The sequence below is a fragment of the Sinorhizobium sp. 8-89 genome (assembly GCF_030124325.1).
GTDB lineage: Bacteria > Pseudomonadota > Alphaproteobacteria > Rhizobiales > Rhizobiaceae > Sinorhizobium.
Map to the genome: position 1 here is coordinate 341415 of NZ_JASKLR010000004.1, position 20522 is coordinate 361936.

At 64.7% G+C, this 20522-nt stretch carries 20 protein-coding genes; 9 read left to right on the plus strand and 11 right to left on the minus strand.

Annotated features, from left to right (window positions below):
- Nucleotides 1-759, minus strand: coding sequence for a precorrin-4 C(11)-methyltransferase (cobM, locus tag QN219_RS11655; protein ID WP_283999817.1), 759 nt, complete (start codon nucleotides 757-759; stop codon nucleotides 1-3).
- Nucleotides 760-793: 34 nt separating this feature from the next.
- Nucleotides 794-2038 carry a precorrin-6y C5,15-methyltransferase (decarboxylating) subunit CbiE gene (gene cbiE / locus QN219_RS11660; RefSeq protein ID WP_283999818.1) on the minus strand — a complete coding sequence of 415 codons (1245 nt, stop codon included), beginning with the start codon at nucleotides 2036-2038 and terminating at the stop codon, nucleotides 794-796.
- On the opposite strand from cbiE, the gene QN219_RS11665 reads away from it, so the two are divergent.
- Nucleotides 2007-2792, plus strand: coding sequence for a cobalt-precorrin-6A reductase (locus QN219_RS11665; protein WP_283999819.1), 786 nt, complete (start codon nucleotides 2007-2009; stop codon nucleotides 2790-2792). The two genes, cbiE and QN219_RS11665, sit on opposite strands and share 32 nt — an antisense overlap.
- On the opposite strand, the gene QN219_RS11670 is transcribed toward QN219_RS11665, so the two are convergent.
- From QN219_RS11670 to ung, 6 genes are all read right to left on the minus strand, one after another.
- Nucleotides 2771-3535 (minus strand): precorrin-3B C(17)-methyltransferase, encoded by a 765-nt coding sequence (locus QN219_RS11670; RefSeq protein WP_283999820.1) that lies wholly within the window; start codon nucleotides 3533-3535, stop codon nucleotides 2771-2773. The two genes, QN219_RS11665 and QN219_RS11670, sit on opposite strands and share 22 nt — an antisense overlap.
- Nucleotides 3532-4284, minus strand: a complete 753-nt coding sequence (locus QN219_RS11675; RefSeq protein WP_283999821.1) for a precorrin-2 C(20)-methyltransferase — start codon at nucleotides 4282-4284, stop codon at nucleotides 3532-3534. The genes QN219_RS11670 and QN219_RS11675 overlap by 4 nt, the downstream gene beginning before the upstream one ends.
- A complete protein-coding gene (locus QN219_RS11680) occupies nucleotides 4281-4913 on the minus strand; it encodes a precorrin-8X methylmutase (protein ID WP_173509012.1) in 633 nt (210 codons plus the stop codon). The genes QN219_RS11675 and QN219_RS11680 overlap by 4 nt, the downstream gene beginning before the upstream one ends.
- A 2-nt stretch (nucleotides 4914-4915) precedes the next feature.
- Complete coding sequence (gene cobG / locus QN219_RS11685) at nucleotides 4916-6292, minus strand: precorrin-3B synthase (protein WP_283999822.1); 1377 nt, start codon at nucleotides 6290-6292, stop codon at nucleotides 4916-4918.
- 138 nt (nucleotides 6293-6430) lie between these two features.
- On the minus strand, nucleotides 6431-7201 hold the full coding sequence (gene cobF, locus QN219_RS11690; RefSeq protein WP_283999823.1) for a precorrin-6A synthase (deacetylating): 771 nt from the start codon (nucleotides 7199-7201) through the stop codon (nucleotides 6431-6433).
- 175 nt (nucleotides 7202-7376) lie between these two features.
- Entirely contained in the window at nucleotides 7377-8084 is a 708-nt protein-coding gene (ung, locus tag QN219_RS11695; RefSeq protein ID WP_283999824.1) for a uracil-DNA glycosylase, read from the minus strand.
- 201 nt (nucleotides 8085-8285) lie between these two features.
- Here ung and modA point away from each other — a divergent pair, with 201 nt between their 5' ends.
- The 3 genes from modA to modC all read left to right on the plus strand — a co-directional run bounded on the left by modA (nucleotide 8286) and on the right by modC (nucleotide 10947).
- A complete protein-coding gene (gene modA / locus QN219_RS11700) occupies nucleotides 8286-9074 on the plus strand; it encodes a molybdate ABC transporter substrate-binding protein (protein WP_283999825.1) in 789 nt (262 codons plus the stop codon).
- A 110-nt stretch (nucleotides 9075-9184) separates the two neighbouring features.
- Entirely contained in the window at nucleotides 9185-9877 is a 693-nt protein-coding gene (gene modB, locus QN219_RS11705; RefSeq protein ID WP_283999957.1) for a molybdate ABC transporter permease subunit, read from the plus strand.
- Nucleotides 9874-10947 carry a molybdenum ABC transporter ATP-binding protein gene (gene modC / locus QN219_RS11710; protein ID WP_283999826.1) on the plus strand — a complete coding sequence of 358 codons (1074 nt, stop codon included), beginning with the start codon at nucleotides 9874-9876 and terminating at the stop codon, nucleotides 10945-10947. The genes modB and modC overlap by 4 nt, the downstream gene beginning before the upstream one ends.
- 36 nt (nucleotides 10948-10983) lie before the next feature.
- On the opposite strand, the gene QN219_RS11715 is transcribed toward modC, so the two are convergent.
- Nucleotides 10984-11376, minus strand: a complete 393-nt coding sequence (locus tag QN219_RS11715; RefSeq protein ID WP_283999827.1) for a winged helix-turn-helix domain-containing protein — start codon at nucleotides 11374-11376, stop codon at nucleotides 10984-10986.
- Nucleotides 11377-11432: 56 nt separating this feature from the next.
- Nucleotides 11433-12170: an SDR family oxidoreductase gene (locus QN219_RS11720; protein ID WP_283999829.1), complete on the minus strand. Its 738-nt coding sequence runs from the start codon at nucleotides 12168-12170 to the stop codon at nucleotides 11433-11435.
- Between the two features lie 244 nt (nucleotides 12171-12414).
- Here QN219_RS11720 and QN219_RS11725 point away from each other — a divergent pair, with 244 nt between their 5' ends.
- The 5 genes from QN219_RS11725 to lpdA all read left to right on the plus strand — a co-directional run bounded on the left by QN219_RS11725 (nucleotide 12415) and on the right by lpdA (nucleotide 19032).
- Entirely contained in the window at nucleotides 12415-13746 is a 1332-nt protein-coding gene (locus QN219_RS11725) for an FAD-binding oxidoreductase (protein ID WP_283999830.1), read from the plus strand.
- Nucleotides 13747-14099: 353 nt separating this feature from the next.
- Nucleotides 14100-15332, plus strand: coding sequence for a 3-methyl-2-oxobutanoate dehydrogenase (2-methylpropanoyl-transferring) subunit alpha (locus QN219_RS11730; RefSeq protein ID WP_283976807.1), 1233 nt, complete (start codon nucleotides 14100-14102; stop codon nucleotides 15330-15332).
- A gap of 1 nt (nucleotide 15333) precedes the next feature.
- Nucleotides 15334-16347 carry an alpha-ketoacid dehydrogenase subunit beta gene (locus QN219_RS11735; protein WP_283999831.1) on the plus strand — a complete coding sequence of 338 codons (1014 nt, stop codon included), beginning with the start codon at nucleotides 15334-15336 and terminating at the stop codon, nucleotides 16345-16347.
- 2 nt (nucleotides 16348-16349) lie between these two features.
- On the plus strand, nucleotides 16350-17630 hold the full coding sequence (locus QN219_RS11740; RefSeq protein ID WP_283999832.1) for a dihydrolipoamide acetyltransferase family protein: 1281 nt from the start codon (nucleotides 16350-16352) through the stop codon (nucleotides 17628-17630).
- A gap of 7 nt (nucleotides 17631-17637) precedes the next feature.
- Entirely contained in the window at nucleotides 17638-19032 is a 1395-nt protein-coding gene (gene lpdA, locus QN219_RS11745) for a dihydrolipoyl dehydrogenase (protein ID WP_283999833.1), read from the plus strand.
- Nucleotides 19033-19262: 230 nt separating this feature from the next.
- Here the strand turns inward: lpdA and QN219_RS11750 are convergent, their stop codons facing one another.
- A complete protein-coding gene (locus QN219_RS11750) occupies nucleotides 19263-20444 on the minus strand; it encodes an acetyl-CoA C-acyltransferase (RefSeq protein WP_283999834.1) in 1182 nt (393 codons plus the stop codon).
- Nucleotides 20445-20522: the final 78 nt, after the last annotated feature.

Below are 20522 nucleotides of genomic sequence, written 5' to 3' on the forward strand. Positions count from 1 at the left end.
CTATTCGCGCCCGCGAAAACGGCGCTGGTAGGCGGGGTCGTAGAGCGAGCTTTCGCGGAAGTCCGCGGCTTCGAGGCCGGGACCGACGAAGATCAGCGCCGTGCGCTCGATCGGCTCGACCGCGACCCTGTCCGCAATATCGCCAAGCGTGCCACGCACAACGCGTTCATCCGGCCACGACGCCTTGACGACGATCGCAACCGGGCAGTCGGCGCCATAGAGCGGCGTCAACTCTTCGACCACCCGGTCGAGTGCGTGGATGGCGAGGTGAATCGCGAGCGTCGAACCCGTGGCGCCGAATGCGGCGAGCGTTTCGCTGTTCGGCATCGGCGAGGCACGGCCGGAAACGCGGGTAAGCACCAGGCTTTGCGCAACGGCAGGAATCGTCAGCTCCCGGCCGAGCGTTGCGGCGGCAGCGGCGAAAGCCGGCACGCCAGGCGTCATGGTATAGGCGATGCCATGTTTCTCAAGCCGGCGGATCTGTTCGGCGACCGCGCTCCAGACGGAAAGATCGCCCGAATGCAGCCGCGCCACGTCCTCCCCCGCCTCTGCGGCGCGGACATATTCCGCTTCGATCTCGTCGAGCGACATCGGCGCCGTATCGACGATGCGGGCGCCCGGCGGACAATACTGCAGAAGCTCGGGCGACACGATCGACCCGGCATAGAGGCAGACCTGGCAGCGGCCGATCAGGTCCCTGCCCCTGACTGTGATCAGGTCTGCCGCACCCGGGCCCGCGCCGATGAAATGAACCGTCATATTCTATCCTCTCAAATTTCGTTCGGGCCCCGGATCACGATGGTTTTACCCAGGACCATTGCGTGACCGGCATGGCCGGCCGCCAGCCGGTCATCGTTCCGACCGGCGAAGCCCGGGCGATATCGATGCGGATCAGCGAGCCGCCAAGCCGCGCATGGTGCGCGATGAGAACGGCCTCCATTTCCGTCGTCACCGCATTCGCCACCAGCCGGCCGCCTGTGCGGAGCGCGGCGATCGCGGCATCCATCACCCCGGGCTCGCTGCCCCCGCCGCCGACGAAGATCACGTCCGGCGACGCGAGCCCGCGAAGAGCCCCGGGCGCCTCACCCTCGACCACTGTCAGCCCGGGCACGCCGAAGCGCGACGCATTGCGGCCGATCCGTGCCGCCCGCTCGTGCGAGGCCTCGATGGCGATGGCGCGCATCGCTGGATCCGCCAGCATCCATTCGACGGCGATGGAGCCGGAACCGGCACCGACATCCCACAACAGCTCGCCCCTGCGCGGAGCGAGCGCCGAAAGTGTCAGCGCGCGCACCTCGCGCTTGGTAATCTGGCCGTCATGTTCGAACAGGGCATCATCGAGGCCGGTGGCGAGCGGCAATACCCGCGCGTTCGCATCGGCAACGACTTCAATGGCGCAGACGTTCAAAGGGTGCAGGCTTTCGAGAGCAAAGCTCGATGCGATGTGCCGCGAGATACGTTCGCGTTCTCCGCCCAGCGCCTCCAGAACGGTAAGTCGCGACTGACCGAACCCGCTGTCGCAAAGGAGTGCGGCAAGTGCCTTCGGACCACCTTCGTCGGATGTCAGCACCAGGACACGTGCCCCCGGCTGCAGATGCGGCCGGATGAGATCGAGCGGCCTTCCATGCAGCGAAACGGTTGCCGCGTCCTGCAAAGCCCAACCGAGCCGTGACGCCGCAAGGCTAAAGGACGACGGTGCGGGAATGGTTCGCATTTCCGCGGCATCGATCCGTCGCGCGAGCGTCACTCCGACGCCAAAGAGGAACGGGTCGCCGGAGGCGAGCACGACGACCGGGCTGCACCGTCGCGCAACGATCGCTTCGACGGATTTTTCGAAGGGGCTCTGCCAGATGTGGCGCTCGCCCGTGATCAGGGCGCCCGCGAGTTCGATATGGCGGGCGCCACCGAAAACGACCGGCGCAGCTGCAATCAGCCGCTTGGCCTCCTCGCCGAGACCCGCTACACCATCCTCACCGAGCCCGATGATCACCAACCAGGGAGCGACAATGACCGAGGCGCTGTTCGATACGTCAGCCATTGGCAGACCTCGCATTCTGATCCTTGGCGGCACGACCGAGGCGAGGCAGCTCGGCGAGCGCCTTGCGCCCGATCCTCGCTACGATGCGGCCATCTCGCTCGCAGGCCGCACCGCCGACCCGCGCCCGCAGCCTCTGCCGACCCGCATCGGCGGCTTCGGCGGCGCGGAAGGGCTTGCCGCCTTCCTGAAGGCAGAGACAATCGCCCTGCTGATCGATGCGACGCATCCCTTCGCCGCCCGCATTTCTCACAATGCCGCCACGGCGTCGGAAACCACCGGAACGCCGCTCATTGCACTTCGTCGTCCCGCCTGGGAGCGTAAACGCGGAGATCGCTGGACGCGCGTTGAAAGCGTGGCCGAGGCCGTGTCTGCGCTCGGTGACGCCCCGCGCCGCGTCTTCCTGGCGATCGGCCGGCAGGAGGCGTTCCACTTCGAGAAGGCCCCGCAGCATAAATACGTCGTCCGCAGCGTCGATCCGGTGACGCCACCGCTCGCACTGCCTGACGTCACCACGATTCTCGCCAGCGGCCCCTTTGCGGAAGCAGACGAGATCGACCTGTTCCAGGAGCATGGCATTGAGGTCGTGGTCGCCAAGAACAGCGGCGGCCGCGCCACCTATGGCAAGATCGCCGCGGCGCGCAAACGCCGTATCGAGGTGATCATGATCGAGCGCCGCAAGCCCGCCGACGTTCCGTCGGTCGGCAATTGCGATGAGGCGCTCGAACGCATTCATCAATGGCTTTCCCCGGAATAGGACCGCGGCGTGTAGACGAGATCCGGTTTGCCGTCACGGGGGACGATCCGCGTTTCCGGCGAACCGATGATCACGCAGGTCGCCATGTCGGCGCGATTGGCATCGGCTTCGCCTAGCGGCATCACCGTGATGCGCTCGTCCGGCCGGCCAGCCGCCCGGCCGAAGATGACCGGGACGTGAGAAGGCAGAACAGTCCGAAGAACGCCGAAGGCTTCGCCAAGCTGCCACTGCCTTGCCTTGCTGATCGGGTTGTAGAGCGCGATCACCAGCCCGGCCTCGGCGGCAAGCCGCAGCCTTTTCGTGATCACCTCCCAGGGCTTCAGATTGTCGGACAGCGACATGGCGCAGAAGTCATGGCCGAGCGGCGCACCGATGCGGGCAGCAACCGCCAGCATCGCGGTCACGCCCGGCGTGATCACCAGATCGATCTGCCGCCATTCCTCCGGTCCCTTGTCGATCGCCTCGCAGACGGCGGCCGCCATCGCGAAGATGCCCGGATCGCCACCCGACACGACGCAGACATCCTCCCCGGAGGCAGCGCGGGCAAGCGCCGCCTGGGCCCGGTCCAGTTCCTCGCGATTGTCGGAGGCGATGCGGCGCTGATCGGCCCTGAGGTTCAGACGATCGAGATAGGGACCGTAGCCGAAGAACTCGGTCGCGACGGAGATCGCCTCGCGGGTCTCGGGCGTCATCTGTGCCGGATTGCCGGGACCCGTGCCGACGATGAAAAGCCTGCCGGTCATCGCCTGTCCTCCCGGGGTCTATCCTTCCAACCGGGGACGAGCACCAGCGAAAAATATGGAGCCTCGTCGTCCGGCTTCTCGCCAAGCGGAATCATCGCGGCATTCTTCATGGTGCCTCGCTCGACATAGACGGCCCCGCCGAGCCGGCCTGCGGTGGCAAGCGCCCGGCGGATTTTTGGCAGGTTGCGGCCGACCTTCATGATGACGGCGGCTTCTGTATCGGCAAGGCGACGCTGAAGCTCGCCCTCGCCCATCGTGCCGGGCAGCACGGAAAGAACGTCGTCGCCCTGCACCAGCGGCAGCCCCGCGGCCGACCAGCAACCGGACATGGCGGTGATGCCGGGAATGACCTCGACCGGAAACCGGCCCGCGAGCCGCACGTGCAGATGCATGTAAGACCCGTAGAAGAGCGGGTCACCTTCACTGAGCACCGCGACGGTTCGTCCTGCGTCGAGATGCACCGCGACGGCCTCGGCGGAGGCATTGTAGAAATCCGTGATCTGGCTCTTGTAAGAGCAGTCGTCCTTGTCGATCTCGGTCGTCACCGGATAGTAGAGCGGCAACTCGATAAGATCCGGCTTCAGCAGGCCCTCCACCACCGCGCGGCCATTGCCGTTGCGCCCTGCCTTGGCGAAAAAGGCGACCACGTCGGCTTCGCCGAGCGCCCGCACCGCCTTCACCGTCAAAAGTTCGGGATCGCCGGGGCCGGTGCCGACACCGATCAATCTGCCCATCTCGACCGCGCTCATAGGCCCGGCCTCGCGAGAGAGTTGAGCGCCGCGGCGGTCATGGCGCTGCCACCGAGACGGCCGCGCACGATCGCGAATGGAACACCATAGGAATTCTCGGCGAGCGCATCCTTCGATTCCGCCGCGCCGACGAAGCCGACCGGCATGCCGAGGATCGCCGCTGGCTTCGGTGCGCCATCGCGCAGCATTTCAAGCAGGTAGAAGAGCGCCGTCGGCGCGTTGCCGATGGCGACGACGGAGCCGGCCATCCGTTCGCCCCAAAGCTTCAATGCGGCCGCCGAGCGCGTATTGCCGATCTCCGTCGCAAGCGTCCCGGTGCGCGGATCGCGAAGAGTGCAGATGACATCGTTGCCTGCCGGCAGCCGCGCCCGCGTCACCCCATGCGCCACCATTTCAGCGTCGCAGAAAATCGGCGCGCCGTTTTTCAACGCCGTGCGCGCGGCGGAAACGAAATCCGGCGAGAAGACGAATTGGCGCGCGGCCTCGACGGAGCCGCAGGCATGCACCATACGCACGGCGAGATCGGCCTCCTCTTCGGAAAAGCCGGAAAGATCGGCCTCCGCGCGAATGATCGCAAAGGAACGCTCATAGATGGCGTTGCCATCGCGGATATAATCGTAGTCCGGCATTTCTATCCCTGTTCAAACGCTGCGGCGATGCGCGCGACCCCGAGCCGTGTAAGACAGGACCGCGCCGATTCGCCAGCGTCTTTGTTTTCCCTGACCAGCGCACCGAGATGCGCGAGCGCGGTTTTTATACCATTCGCATCCGTGTAGGCGCTCGGCGCGACGGAAGCAGTACCATTTACGACAAGCGCATATCCTGATGGCGCACCGACAAGCGTCAGCTCCGACGATGATGGTCGCGCGCATCCCTTGGGACAGCCGGAGAGATGAACGGCCATCGAGCCGTCGAACAGTTCGGGCGCCGCCTCAACCATCAGCCCTGCCACGACCTTCGTCTCCATCAGCGCCGAGGCGCAGGCTCCCGTGCCGGCGCAGGTGGCAATATGATTGCGCGGATCATCGGGGGCAATGCGGAAACCGAGAGAAGACGCGAAACGCTGTGCCGTCGCGGCCGCCTCGCGGTCGAGCCCGAGCACGAAGAGGCCATGGTCCGGTGCGGGCCGGATCTCCGTCGCACCCAACTCCTCGGCTTTACGCAGGAACGCCGTCAGGCTGGCCGCATCCGCCTGGGCGAAGGCGAAACCGACGCCAAGCACGGTTACGCCATCGGCCACCATGTGCATGCCGGCAACCGACGCTGCCGGCTCCGTCTCCAGGGTCGGCCTCGCCGGCGGACGCTCTCCGACCGCCAATTCGTTTCCGATCGCCGCCGCGTCGAGATTACGGCCGCGCGCGCTGTCACCGATTGCGGCGAGCCTGCCGAGAATGGCCAAGAGGCATGGAATGACTTCGCCCGCATCGAGCGGCGCGACCGACCGCGCCGTGCGAGCGGTCCCGCCGAGGGAAAGCAGCCACGCTACGCCGTCATCCGCTTTCACCGCCTTGAGACGCAAGTCGGCAACGATGTCGTCGAGGTGAACGCGGCCGCCGCCGTCGATGATGATCGAGAGCTTCGGCGCGAGCGTGAGGGGCGGATCGAGCGCGGCGATCGCTTCGCGCGACGCCCGTGCGAGCGGACGTGGATCGACGATCTCGTCCGCATCGATCCCGGCAAGCGGTGGCGTTTCGATCGCAACGCCGTCGGCAATGGCAATGCCTGCCTCGCCGATTGCCGACGCGAGGCCGGCGGCGGTCGCGGCGGTCAGGCCTCGGACCTGCAGATTTCCCCGCGCTGTCACTTCCAGAATTCCGTTGCCGAAGCGCTCGGCCGCCGCGGCAAGTGCCCGCAACTCCCCAGGCGTCATGCTGCCGGTCGCCGGTCGCAGGCGCACCAGCAATCCGTCACCGGTCTGCATCGGTTTCGCGAGCGACGGACAGGCGCCCCGCCGCATAGCGGCGTCGGGAGCGGCCCCGTTGGATCTGGGCATGGCACAGCTTGTCATCGCGTTGGTCAAGTCTCCCGGCAAAAGCGCAATGGTCCCGCCATATGTCGCTTTCGATGGTCGCTATATCACAGGCAAGCGCTTTGAGAGAGATAAAAGGGGAGGTGATAGTCCCCGAATCCGCGGCACGCACGCCTGCTATTCGTCGAAATCGGCGCCCTTGCGCAGGAGATAGATGTCCATGATCCAGCCGATGCGCTCGCGCGCCTCTGCGCGCGCCTTGAGGATCTCGTCCTTCACTTCGGCAAGAGGCCCGGAGATGACGATCTCATCCGGCGTGCCAAGATAGGCGCCCCAATAGATTGCGGCATCCGGGTCTTCGATCTTCTGGAACGCCTGCTCCCCGTCGAGCATGACGACGGCCGTTTCGCTTTTATCCGGGAAGCTTTCGGCAAGCCGCCTTCCGGTGGTGATCTCGACAGGTTTGCCGACGAGATTGAGCGGTATGCGGTGGCTGGCGCAGAGTGCCTGCAGGCTGGTGATGCCGGGAACGACTTCGAAGTCGATAGCCACATGTCCCCGCGCCCTGACGCGTTCCACGATGCGGATCGTGCTGTCGTAAAGCATCGGGTCGCCCCAGACCAGGAAGGCGCCTGTCTGGCCTTCAGCAAGTTCGCCAAGCAGCAGTTCCTCATACGTTGCGGCGATGCTGCCGTGCCAGTCGTCGACGCTGCTGTTGTAGCTCCGGCCCTCCGTCTGGCGCACCGGCACGGCGAACTCGACGGTGCGGCTGTCGCTTCTTGTCACATAGCGCGCACATATTTCGCGGCGGACTTCGGCAAGCTCGGTCTTCTTCGCCCCCTTGGTCGGGATGAAGAGCACATCGGCCTTGTTGAGGGCGTTGATTGCCTGAATGGTCACGTGTTCGGGATTGCCCGCGCCGATGCCGATGATCAGGATATGCCGCATTCTTCTGCCTGCCTCTCGCATTGCGCCTCGATAGTTGGAGCGGGACGCGGGCGGAAACCGCGCACACCTTTTCTCATCCGCTAATGCGGGCAGTCTTTGGCCGATCGGAGGCAGCAACGCAAGGTTTCTCCGCGACAGGCGCCGGCGGCACTACGTCAGACCGGAGCGATTCGGCTCAGCGACCGCTTTCACCCTCAGGGTTCTCCGGCAGTTGCCAGTCTATCGGATCGAAGCCTTTGGAAACGAGAAAAGCATTCGCTTGCGAGAAATGCCGGCAACCGAGAAAGCCCGAATGGGCCGAAAGCGGAGAAGGATGCGCCGCCTTCAGCACCAGATGCCGGGACTGGTCGACGAAGGCCGCCTTCCTTTGCGCGTAGGAGCCCCACAGCATGAAGACGACGGGTTGTCGCTGCTCGTTGACCGCTCGAATGACCGCGTCGGTGAAACGCTCCCAGCCCCGCCCCTGGTGCGAAGCCGCCCGTCCCCGTTCGACCGTGAGCACGCTGTTCAAAAGCAGCACGCCCTGCCGCGCCCAGCTCTCCAGGAAACCGTGACGAGCGGGCGGAATGCCGAGATCGTCCTGGAGCTCCTTGTAGATGTTGACGAGCGACGGCGGCGTGCGCACGCCGGGCCGCACGCTGAAACAAAGCCCGTGCGCCTGCCCGTCGCCATGATAGGGATCCTGCCCGAGGATAACGACGCGGACCTTGTCAAGCGGCGTAAGATCGAGCGCGCGGAAATATTCGCTGCCTCTCGGAAAGATCTGCCGGCCGCCGTCCTTTTCCCCAAGCAGGAACCGCTTGAGGTCGCCCATATAGGCGCTTGAGAATTCCGGGGCCAAAGCGGCCTTCCAGCTGTCCTCGATCCGGATGATCGGTTCCATATGTCATCGAGCCTCGTTTCGCTTCAACCGGAAATTTAAGCAGTTGAGCGGGCGCTGCAAGCGGTCCTGCGTGATTTGATTATTCGATTCACCGTTCCTGATCGGAACTCCCGAAGAGCATTGTATTTCTGCAGATATAACGATAACCAGAAGGATAGATCGTTATATCCTCAAAAATATCGCGACCGGACGGAGGCACGCATGCGGAAGGGACGAAGAACCTGGCTCAAGGGACTCGCGCTCACCTTGTGGGTCGCCTTGACAGGCGCGGCCCCTGGCATTGCGCAAGCGGCAGAAAGGGTAACCGTCTTTGCAGCGGCGAGCCTGAAGAACGCGCTCGATGCCGTCAACGCCGAATGGGAGAAGGAAAGCGGCAGGCAGGCAACCGCTTCCTATGCCGCAAGCTCGGCGCTTGCAAAGCAGATCGAACAGGGCGCGCCGGCGGATGTTTTCATTTCGGCCGACCTCGCCTGGATGGACTATCTTGCCGACAAGAAGCTGATCAAGGCGGACACCCGCTCCAACCTTCTCGGCAACCGCCTCGTCCTCGTTTCCGCAAAGCCCGATGCGCAAGCGGTCGATATCAAGCCCGGTTTCGATCTCGCCGGCCTCCTCGGAAACGACCGCCTGGCGATGGCTGCGGTCGACTCGGTTCCCGCCGGCAAATACGGCAAGGCGGCACTGGAAAAACTCGGGGTCTGGCCGGCAGTCGCACAGAAGGTGGCGGGGGCGGAAAGCGTGCGCGCCGCTCTTCTCCTGGTATCTCGTGGCGAGGCTCCCTATGGCATCGTGTACCAGACGGACGCGGTGGCCGATCCCGGTGTCAAGGTGGTCGGCACCTTCCCGGAGGACAGTCATCCTCCCATCATCTATCCGATAGCCATTACGGCCGACAGCAAGAACACCGACGCAGCCGCCTATCTCGCATTCGTCACGTCGGCCAAGGCTGCGGCGCTCTTCGAGGCCGAGGGTTTCACGGTGCGGAAATAAGCGCGAAGCAACTCACGCAAGCACCCTGCGTGAAATCTCGACAGATTTGCGCAGGTCATGAGGGTGTTGCGGCTGCAGGATTTTGACGGGAGATTTGACGCTTGGACTGGATGGCATTGAGCGATGCGGAGTGGACGGCAGTCCGACTTAGCCTGCGCGTCGCCACGGTTGCGATGTTAAGCAGCCTGCCGCTGGCACTGCTGGCCGCCATGGTGCTTGCGCGTGGGCGCTTCTGGGGCAAGTCGGTCCTGAACGGCCTCGTACATATGCCGCTGGTGCTGCCGCCGGTTGTCACCGGCTTCGTGCTGCTGCTTCTCTTCGGCCGCCGCGGACCGATCGGCGCCTTCCTCGCCGAGAATTTCGGCATCGTCTTCTCCTTCCGCTGGACGGGTGCCGCGCTTGCCTGTGCGGTCATGGGCTTTCCGCTGATGGTGCGCAGCATCCGGCTGTCGATCGACGCAGTCGACCGCAAGCTCGAGGACGCCGCCGCCACGCTCGGCGCCGGACCGGTATGGGTGTTTCTGACCGTCACACTGCCGCTGATCCTTCCCGGCATCATCGCCGGCATGATCCTCTCCTTTGCCAAGGCGATGGGCGAGTTCGGGGCGACGATCACCTTCGTCTCCAATATTCCGGGCGAGACGCAGACGCTTTCCTCCGCGATCTACACTTTCACTCAGGTTCCAGGCGGCGATGCCGGAGCGATGCGCCTCGCCGTCGTCTCGGTCGTCATTTCCATGGGGGCATTGATGCTGTCGGAGATTTTCGCGGCATTCGCAGCAAAGCGCTCGGTGACGGCATGAGCCTTGAGGTCGAAGCCCGCCACCGGGTCGGCGCCTTCACGATCGACGCCGCGTTCACCTCCGACGGCAGCGTCACGGCGCTGTTCGGTCGCTCGGGTTCGGGCAAGACCTCACTGATCAATATCATCGCCGGACTTCTCCGCCCCGATAGCGGCCGGATCGTTCTCGACGGCGACGTGATTGCAGATAGCGAACGGCGGATATTCACGCCGATCCACCGGCGCCGCTTTGGCTACGTCTTCCAGGAAGCGCGGCTTTTCCCGCACATGAGCGTCCGCAAGAATCTCGCCTACGGACGCTGGTTCGCCGGTGCGGAAAAGTCCGCCTCGCAGTTCGGGCGGGTCGTTGAAATGCTTGGCATCGGCCACCTGCTCGACCGCCGTCCCTCGACGCTCTCCGGCGGCGAACGCCAGCGTGTTGCCGTCGGCCGTGCGCTGCTTGCCTCTCCCCGCCTGCTACTGATGGACGAACCGCTTGCCGCACTCGACGAGGCACGAAAGGCGGAGATCCTGCCTTATCTGGAGCGGCTTCGTGACGAAACGAGAATTCCGATCGTCTATGTCAGCCATTCGGTCGCGGAAATCGCGCGGCTCGCCGAGCGCGTCATCGTGATCGAGAACGGCCGGGTCCAGGCATCGGGCGACGCGGCCGTCATCTTGAGCCAGCCGGCAGCGGTGCACGCGATGGATTGGCGCGAGGCAGGCGCCCTGCTCGAGGGCGTGGTCGAGAGCCATGACAGCGCACACAATCTGACGGTCGTCCGGGCGGGCGAATGTCTCGTGCGCGTGCCGCAACTCTTCGTTCCGCCGGGCCACAGCGTCCGCCTGCATATCGCGGCGCGCGACGTCATGCTGGCCACCGTGCGTCCCGAAGGCATCAGCGCGCTCAACGTGTTCGAGGGAACGGTCATCGATCTCTCGCCCGATGAAAAGGCCAGCATCGACGTTCGCGTGCAGTGCGGCGGCAACGTTATTCTCGCCCGCATCACCGCTCTGTCCCGCGACGCGCTCCAGCTCGCACCTGGGAAATCCGTTCACGCGATCATCAAGACCGTGGCGCTCGATCACTGAGCGCGGATGTGGCCCGGCTTTCGCTCGCGTCTTGCCTCATTTGTCCGAAACCGTTTCCGTCACAGAAACAGTGTTGGGGTCGCGAACGGCCTCGAGCCAGTCGAGATCGTCCTCGATCGCCGCGCAAGCCTTTGCCTCCATCGTCCGAAACCGCTGGATCAGCATCTCGCCGAAAGCCGTGACAGCGGCACCGCCCCCTTGCTTCCCGCCGCGCTGCGATTCCACCGAGGGCTCCTTGAACATCCGGTTCAAGGCATCGACGAGCAGCCAGGCCCGCCGGTAGGACATGTCCATGGCGCGGCCGGCGGCGGAAATCGAGCCGGTTTCACGGATGAGTTCCAAGAGCATGATCTTGCCGCGCCCAAGGCGCTCCCCGGGCGGAAAGTCGATACGCAGGATCGGGCGGAGTTTATAGTCTTCGTCACGCATGCGGCGAGCATAGAGTCTCGGCCAAAGTTCTGGAAGTCCGGCCGTATTGCGCCTTGTCAGAGACTCATGCCGCCGTCGATCACATGCACCTGGCCGGTCGTATAGGCAGAAATATCGCTGCCGAGATAGACGGCGAGCGCTGCTATCTCCTCAGGCGTCCCAAGACGCCCCATCGGCTGGCGCGCGATGAAGGCGGCGCGCGCCTGCTCGTAGTTGCCCTGAGCCTTCATCCGCTCCTCAAGTGACGGGGATTGGACCGTACCTGGTGCGATGGCGTTGCAGCGGATGCCCTTCCCGATGAAATCGGTCGCGACCGACTTGGTAAGGCCGACCACCGCCGCCTTGCTCGCCGAATAGACGAAGCGGTTCGGCACGCCCATCGGAACACCAGCCACCGACGACATATTGATGATCGAGCCGCCGCCTTTTTCGATCATGCCGGGCAGGAAGGCGCGGATCATCCGGAACATGGATTTCACGTTGAGGTCGAAGGCGAAGTCGTAGTCCTTTTCGCTCGCCTCAAGGATCGAGCCGGCGTGGACGAATCCGGCGCAGTTGAAGAGAACGTCGATGGCGCCGGTGCGCACTGCAAACGCCGCGACCGCCTCTTCGCTGAGCACGTCGAGCTTCGCGATCTCGATACCCTGCGCGGCAAGTTCGCTGAGTTTTTCCTCATTGATGTCGGTCGCAATGACAGAGGCGCCCTCGCGCCTGAAAGCCTCGGCTGCCGCGCGGCCTATGCCTTGCGCCGCCGCCGTGATCACCGCCCGCTTTCCCGCCAGAAGCCCGCCCATGTTTCCTTCCCCATCCGTGCCCGCGGGCCTGTGTCCGTCTTGCTCGCCAAGAGACATCGGAGCCTGCCGATCTGTCAAGCAATTGAAGTGTATTTTTATCGGAAAAAGACAGATATAGAAGCGCCCGGACCTCTGGGTCACGTGCGAATTGTGCATCGTAGTCAGCTAATCGCTCGCACGGGCTTGATCGGGAGCGACGAAGGATGCAGCGATAGCAGAGAGCCACGCCTATCAAGAGACATTCATGCCCGGTCCCGTTCTCGACCCCGTCATCACCGAAAATTCGCTGCCCCCGAAAGCCGACGTCGTCATCATCGGCGGTGGCATCATCGGCGTCAGCACGGCGCTTTTCCTCGCCGAGCGCGGCATTCAAGTCGTGCTCTGCGAGAAAGGTGCGCTCGGCGGCGAACAGTCGAGCCGCAATTGGGGATGGGTGCGCGTCATGGGCCGCGACCGCCGCGAGATCCCGCTTGCGATGGCGGCACTGAAAATCTGGGACACGCTCGATGCGCGCGTCGGCGGCGAAACCGGATTTCGCCGGAGCGGCATTCTGTATATCTCGGAAAGCGAACAGGATATCGCCAACCGCGACGCCTGGCTGACGCATGCCAGGCAACATGGTGTCGACAGCCGCCAGATCGGCGCGGACGAAACGCAGTCCAGGATGTCGGGAGCCATAACCCGCTACAAAGGCGCGCTATTCACGCCAAGCGACGGTCGGGCCGAGCCGCAGAAGGCGGTGCCGGCAATCGCCGCTGGGGCGCGGCGCGCCGGGGCGCATATCGTTACCGGCTGTGCTGTACGCGGAGTCGAGAGAAGTGCTGGCCGGATCAGCGCCTTCATCACGGAAAAGGGTCGCATCGAAACCACGACAGTCGTCCTTGCCGGCGGCTCCTGGTCGCGGCTCTTCTGCAAGGGCCTCGGAATACGGTTACCGCAACTGAAGGTGCGCAACACCGTGCTGAGAACCGCAGCGGTCGCCGGCGGACCCGAGGGCGCCGCCGCGACGGCGACCTATGCCTATCGAAAGCGCCTCGATGGCGGTTATACAATTGCCGACGGCAGCGCCAACCTGCACCCGATCGTCCCGGACAGTTTCACTTTCTTTCGTGATTTTCAGCCCGCGCGAAAGGCCGAGGGCGAAGCCGTGCAGGTCGGACTGAGCGCGCAGAGCTGGCGCGAGCTCTTCGAGATCGCACCGGTGCCGCTCGACCGCCCGGGCGCCTTCGAACGTCACCGGGTCCTCGACCCCCGGCCCGATTCGCGCTCCGCGTTAAGGGCGTTCGCGGAGGCGAGAAAGGTCTTCCCGGCACTCCGGCAAACGGCGCCACTCCAGATCTGGGGCGGCCTGATCGATGTTACGCCCGATGCCGTGCCTGTCATTTCCCATGCTGAAAATGTCCCCGGCCTGATCATAGCCACCGGCTTTTCCGGCCACGGCTTCGGCATCGGCCCCGGCGCCGGTCACCTCGTCGCCGATCTCGTCACGGGAGCTCAGCCGATCGTCGATCCCTCGAATTTCCGGCTGTCGCGCTTTTCCGATGGCACGCCGATCGAGATCGCGCCACCGGTCTGACAGCTCGATTCGAACCCACATCCTCGAACCGGCCGCGCAAGAAAATTTCCCGCAACGGCCGCCGCTGCCTGTTTCCCGTCCCGCATCCGAGACGCAATGGCAGGATTCTGTCTTTCTTCAAGCGGCCGACGGCCGAGACCGCGAAAGCCCTTCATCTCCCCCTGAACTCATGGCAGTCTGTCAGCATATCCCCTCGGGAGAACGGGGATCGAGACGGCACGTGGCAGCGGCGGGCGCAGGAGTGCCCGATGGCGCGAGATCGTCGCCGCATCGTGCCGTGAGGCCGGCATACTGTTCTCTCGATCATTGATTTTGCGTGCAATGCGCAATCCGGATGGGAGGCCGGAACCCGCATGAGCGATCTCGACCGTTTGAGTTTGCATGTCCCCGAACCGGCCGTTCGGCCGGGCGATCAACCCGATTTCTCCAACGTGAAGATACCGAAGGCCGGTTCCGTGCCTCGTCCCGAGGTGGACGTCGCGCCGGAAGAGATCAGGGACCTTGCCTATTCCATCATCCGCGTGCTCAACCGCGAAGGCGAAGCCGTCGGGCCTTGGGCGGGGCTTCTGTCCGATGAGGAACTGCTCACCGGGCTCAGGCACATGATGATGCTGCGCGCCTTCGACGCGCGCATGCTGATGGCGCAGCGTCAGGGCAAGACATCCTTCTACATGCAGCATCTCGGCGAGGAAGCCGTAAGCTGCGCCTTCCGCAGGGCCCTTCGCAAGGGCGACATGAATTTCCCCACCTATCGCCAGGCAGGGCTCCTCATCGCCGACGACTATCCGATGGTCGAGATGATGAACCAGATTTTCTCGAACGAGAGCGATCCGTGTCATGGCCGGCAGTTGCCGGTGATGTACACTTCCAAGGAGCACGGCTTCTTCACGATTTCCGGCAATCTCGCCACCCAATATGTCCAGGCGGTCGGCTGGGCCATGGCCTCGGCGATCAAGAACGATACGCGCATCGCCGCCGGCTGGATCGGCGACGGCTCGACCGCGGAATCGGACTTCCACTCCGCCCTCGTGTTCGCGTCCACTTACCGGGCGCCGGTCATCCTCAACATCGTCAACAATCAGTGGGCGATATCGACCTTCCAGGGCATCGCCCGCGGCGGTTCCGGTACTTTCGCGGCCCGCGGCTTGGGCTTCGGCATCCCGGCGCTGCGCGTCGATGGCAACGACTATCTCGCCGTCTACGCGGTTGCGCGCTGGGCGGCGGAGCGGGCGCGGCGCAATCTCGGGCCGACGCTGATCGAATACGTGACTTACCGCGTCGGCGCGCACTCCACGTCCGACGACCCGAGTGCCTATCGCCCGAAGACGGAGTCGGAGGCCTGGCCGCTCGGCGACCCGGTTCTGCGATTAAAGAAGCACCTGATTGTCCGCGGTGCGTGGTCGGAAGAGCGCCACGCCCAGGCGGAAGCCGAAGTCATGGACGAGGTGATCCAGGCACAGAAACAGGCGGAAAGCCACGGCACTCTGCACGCCGGCGGCAAGCCTTCCGTACGCGATATCTTCGAGGGTGTTTACGCCGAGATGCCGCCGCACATCCGTCGCCAGCGGCAGAAGGCAGGATACTGACATGGCCAGAATGACAATGATCGAGGCGGTGCGCAGCGGCATGGACGTTTCGATGGCGCGCGACGAGAACGTCGTCGTCTTCGGTGAGGATGTCGGCTATTTCGGCGGCGTTTTCCGCTGCACACAGGGACTCCAGGCGAAATACGGAAAGACCCGCTGTTTCGACGCGCCGATCAGCGAATCCGGCATCGTCGGCACCGCCATCGGCATGGCCGCCTACGGGCTGAAGCCCTGCGTCGAAATCCAGTTCGCCGACTACATGTATCCGGCCTACGACCAGATTACACAGGAGGCGGCGCGCATTCGCTACCGCTCGAACGGCGATTTCACCTGCCCGATCGTTCTGCGTATGCCGACCGGCGGCGGCATCTTCGGCGGCCAGACACACAGCCAGAGCCCGGAAGCGCTTTTCACCCATGTCTGTGGTTTGAAGGTCATCGTGCCGTCGAACCCTTACGACGCCAAGGGGCTGCTGGTTTCGGCAATCGAGGATCCCGATCCGGTGATGTTCCTGGAGCCGAAACGGCTCTACAATGGCCCGTTCGACGGTCACCATGAACGTCCGGTGACGCCGTGGTCGAAGCATGAACTCGGCGACGTGCCGGAAGGGCACTATACGATCCCGATCGGCAAGGCCGAAATCCGCCGGAAGGGCTCGGCCGTCACCGTGATCGCCTATGGAACGATGGTGCATGTCGCGCTCGCTGCCGCGGAGGAAACCGGAATCGATGCGGAGGTGATCGACTTGCGCAGCCTGTTGCCGCTCGACCTCGATACGATCGTACAGTCAGTGACGAAGACCGGGCGCTGCGTCGTGGTGCACGAGGCGACGCTCACATCGGGCTTTGGCGGCGAGCTCGTGTCCCTCGTTCAGGAGCATTGCTTCTATCATCTGGAAGCCCCTGTCATACGGGTCACCGGTTGGGACACACCCTACCCGCACGCTCAGGAATGGGACTATTTCCCCGGCCCCGCGCGCGTCGGCCGCGCGCTCACCGAAGTGATGGAGGCCTGACGATGGGCGAATTTATCATCAAGATGCCGGATGTCGGCGAAGGCGTCGCGGAGGCCGAACTTGTCGAATGGCACGTGAAGCCCGGCGACCCCGTACGCGAGGACATGGTGCTCGCCGCCGTCATGACCGACAAGGCGACCGTCGAGATCCCCTCGCCGGTCACCGGCAAGGTTTTGTGGCTTGGCGCCGAAATCGGCGACACGGTCGCGGTCAAGGCCCCGCTCGTCAGAATCGAGACCGCCGGCGAAGAGGGCGAAGCACCCCCGGACAGCGTTCCGGAGGCACTTGCCGAAGCCGTGCTGGACGAGCCCGTCGCCGTCTCTGCCCCGCCTGCGGCGAAAGCACCGCCAAAGCCTGAAAGGACCGAGCCAAAGCCGGCACCGGCGCTGCGCGAGGCGTTGGACGTTTCCAGGAAACCGCTCGCCTCGCCGGCCGTCCGGCTGCGCGCGAAGGACAGCGGCGTGGACCTCAGGCAGGTAACCGGCACCGGGCCTGCCGGCCGGATCACCCACGAGGACCTCGACCTTTTCCTGAGCCGCGGCGCCCGGCCTGCACCGGCGACAACCGGTCTCGTCCGCAAGACCGCGGTGGAGGAAATCAAGGTCACCGGCCTCCGGCGGCGCATCGCCGAAAAGATGACGCTTTCCACCTCGCGCATTCCCCACATCACCTATGTGGAGGAAGTGGACATGACCGCGCTCGAGGACTTGCGCGCGACGATGAACCGCGACCGCAAACCCGATCAGCCGAAACTGACAGTCCTGCCTTTCCTGATGCGGGCGCTGGTTAAGACGATCGCCGACCAGGCGGGCGTCAACGCGACCTTCGACGACGGCGCAGGAATCATTCATCGGCATGCCGCCGTGCACATCGGCATCGCCACCCAGACCCCCGCCGGCCTGACTGTTCCGGTCGTCCGCCACGCCGAAGCGCGCGGAATCTGGGATTGCGCCGCCGAGTTGAACAGGCTGGCGGACGCCGCCCGCACCGGAACCGCAACTCGCGACGAGCTGACCGGCTCGACCATCACCATCAGCTCGCTCGGCGCGCTTGGCGGCATCGCCTCGACGCCGGTCATCAACCATCCGGAGGTCGCGATCGTCGGGGTCAACAAGATCGCGGTCCGTCCGGTTTGGGACGGGACGCAATTCGTGCCGCGCAAGATCATGAACCTTTCGTCAAGCTTCGATCACCGCGTCATCGATGGCTGGGATGCCGCGACCTTCGTGCAGCGGCTGAAGACGCTGCTCGAAACGCCGGCGCTGATTTTCGTTGAAGGGTGATGCGGTCATGAAGGAAATTTCCTGCAAGCTTCTGGTGCTTGGTGCCGGTCCCGGCGGCTATGTCTGCGCCATCCGCGCGGGCCAGCTCGGCGTCGACACGGTCATCGTGGAAAAAGCAAAGGCCGGCGGCACCTGCCTCAATGTCGGCTGCATTCCTTCGAAGGCGCTGATCCACGCGGCCGAGGAATTCGACAAGCTACGCGCGGCGTCGTCGGGCAAGAATCCCCTCGGTCTGTCGCTGAGCGCGCCGGCGATCGACCTGGCGCAGACGGTCGCCTGGAAGGACGGCATCGTCGGACGGCTGAACGGCGGCGTGACAGGCCTGTTGAAAAAGGCAGGCGTTAAGGCGGTTGTCGGCGAGGCGCGCTTCGTCGACGGCAAGACCCTCGATGTCGAGACCGAGATCGGCCTGCAGCGCATTCGTGCCGAAACGGTCGTGATCGCCACCGGCTCAGCGCCGGTCGAACTTCCCGACCTGCCCTTCGGCGACAAGGTCATCTCCTCGACCGGAGCGCTGGCGCTGAAAGCGGTTCCGCCAACGCTCGCCGTCATCGGCGGCGGCTATATCGGCCTGGAACTCGGCACCGCCTTCGCCAAGCTGGGCTCGAAGGTGACAGTACTCGAAGCCATGGACCGCATCCTGCCGCAATACGACGCCGATCTTTCAAAGCCGGTGATGAAGCGCCTCGCCGAACTCGGCGTCGACGTCTTCACGCGCACCGCCGCCAAACGGCTCTCGGCGGATGGCCGCGGCCTGCTTGCGGAAGAAAACGGGCGCGCCTTCGAGGTACCTGCCGAAAAGGTCCTCGTGACGGTCGGGCGCAGACCCGTGACGGAGGGTTGGGGGATCGAGGAGATCGACATCGATCGCGTCGGAAAATTCATCCGCATCGACGACCAGTGCCGCACCTCCATGCGCGGTATCTACGCCATCGGCGACGTCACCGGCGAGCCGATGCTCGCGCATCGCGCCATGGCGCAGGGCGAGATGGTCGCCGAGATCGTTGCCGGGCGTAAGCGGAGCTGGGACAAGCATTGCATCCCGGCCGTCTGCTTCACCGATCCGGAGATCGTCAGCGCCGGCCTCTCGCCGGACGAGGCCCGATCGACCGGCATCGAAATCAAGATCGGCCAGTTCCCCTTCCAGGCGAACGGCCGCGCCATGACGACGCTTTCAGAAGACGGCTTCGTCCGCGTCATCGCACGCGCCGACAACCACCTCGTGCTCGGCATCCATGCGGTCGGCCACGGCGTTTCGGAGCTCTCGGCGACCTTCGCGCTGGCGATCGAGATGGGCGCTCGTCTGGAAGACATTGCCGGCACGATCCACGCTCACCCGACCCAGTCGGAGGCCTTTCAGGAAGCGGCTTTCAAGGGATTAGGGCACGCGCTGCATATTTGAGAGGCGGCCAGCGCCCTCGGCAGGGCGCCACGGCTGCCCCTCTCCGCGACCTTCTCCCCGCAAGCGGGGAGAAGGGGCAAGCCGCACCCACTCATTTCCCATCACCGCTCGGCTGCGGGCGGGAATATTCAATTGCAGCATCGTAGGGCCGAAGATCGAGGTACGACCTCGTCCCCTCTCCCCGCCTGCGAGGAGAGGGCTAGGATGAGGGGCAAAAAGCCCCAAACGCCCTACTGCAACAGTTCCAGTCCGACCGCCGTCGCCTCGCCGCCGCCGATGCAGAGCGAGGCGATGCCGCGTTTGACGCCGTTCGCCCGCATTGCATTAAGCAGCGTTACGACGATACGGGCGCCCGAGGCGCCGATCGGATGGCCGAGGGCGCAGGCGCCGCCATGGATGTTGACGATGTCGTCGGAGAGGCCGAGATCGCGGATCGCCGCCATAGCGACGACGGCAAAGGCCTCGTTGATCTCGTAGAGGCCGACGCTGCCTTTCTCCCAATTCAGCTTGTCGAGCAGCTTTTCAGTCGCGCCGATCGGCGCGGTGGTGAACCAGGCCGGCTCCTGAGCATGGCCGACATGACCGGCAACGATCGCAAGCGGCGTCAGCCCGCGCCTTTCCGCTTCGCTCGCGCGCATCAGGATCAGCGCCGCGGCGCCGTCGGAGATCGAAGAGGAGTTGGCGGCCGTGACGCTGCCGCCGTCGCGGAAGGCGGGCTTCAACTTCGGTATCTTCGCGGGATCGGCCTTGGTCGGCTGTTCGTCGCGCTCCAGGTTCGCACTCCCGCGCTTTCCACCATCGGTTATCGCCACGATCTCATCGGCAAAGGACTTGTCCTCCGCCGCTTTCAGCGCTCGTTCCAGAGAGCGCAGGGCGAAGGCGTCCTGATCGGCGCGCGAGAATTGATAGTGCTGAGCCGTGTCTTCGGCATAGGTCCCCATCAGCCGACCGGAATAGGCGTCCTCCAGCCCGTCGAGGAACATGTGGTCCTTGACCTCGCCGTGGCCGAGCCGGAAACCGCCACGGGCCTTGGGGAGCAGATAGGGGGCGTTGGTCATCGACTCCATGCCGCCGGCAGCGATCACCAACGCACTGCCGGAGAGAAGCGCGTCGTGACCGAGCATGAGCGCTTTCATGCCGGAGCCGCAGACCTTCGAGACCGTGGTTGAAGGTGTTTCCTTTCCGAGCCCGGCGCCAAGTGCCGCCTGCCGCGCTGGATTCTGGCCGACGCCAGCCGGCAGGACATTGCCCATCAGGACCTCGTCGACCGCTTCGAGGTCGGCGCGTTCGAGCGCAGCCTTCAAGGCGATGGCACCGAGTTCCGGTGCCGTCAGGTCCTTCAGCCCTCCCTGAAAGGCCCCCATCGGCGTGCGCGCCGCCGAAACGATAACCACCGGATCGCGATTGCTCATTCTGGTCCTCCTAAACGGCCGACGATCGATCGAAGGACTATAGCGCCGGATTGGGGCGAGGCAACGCCCAGCCGACCG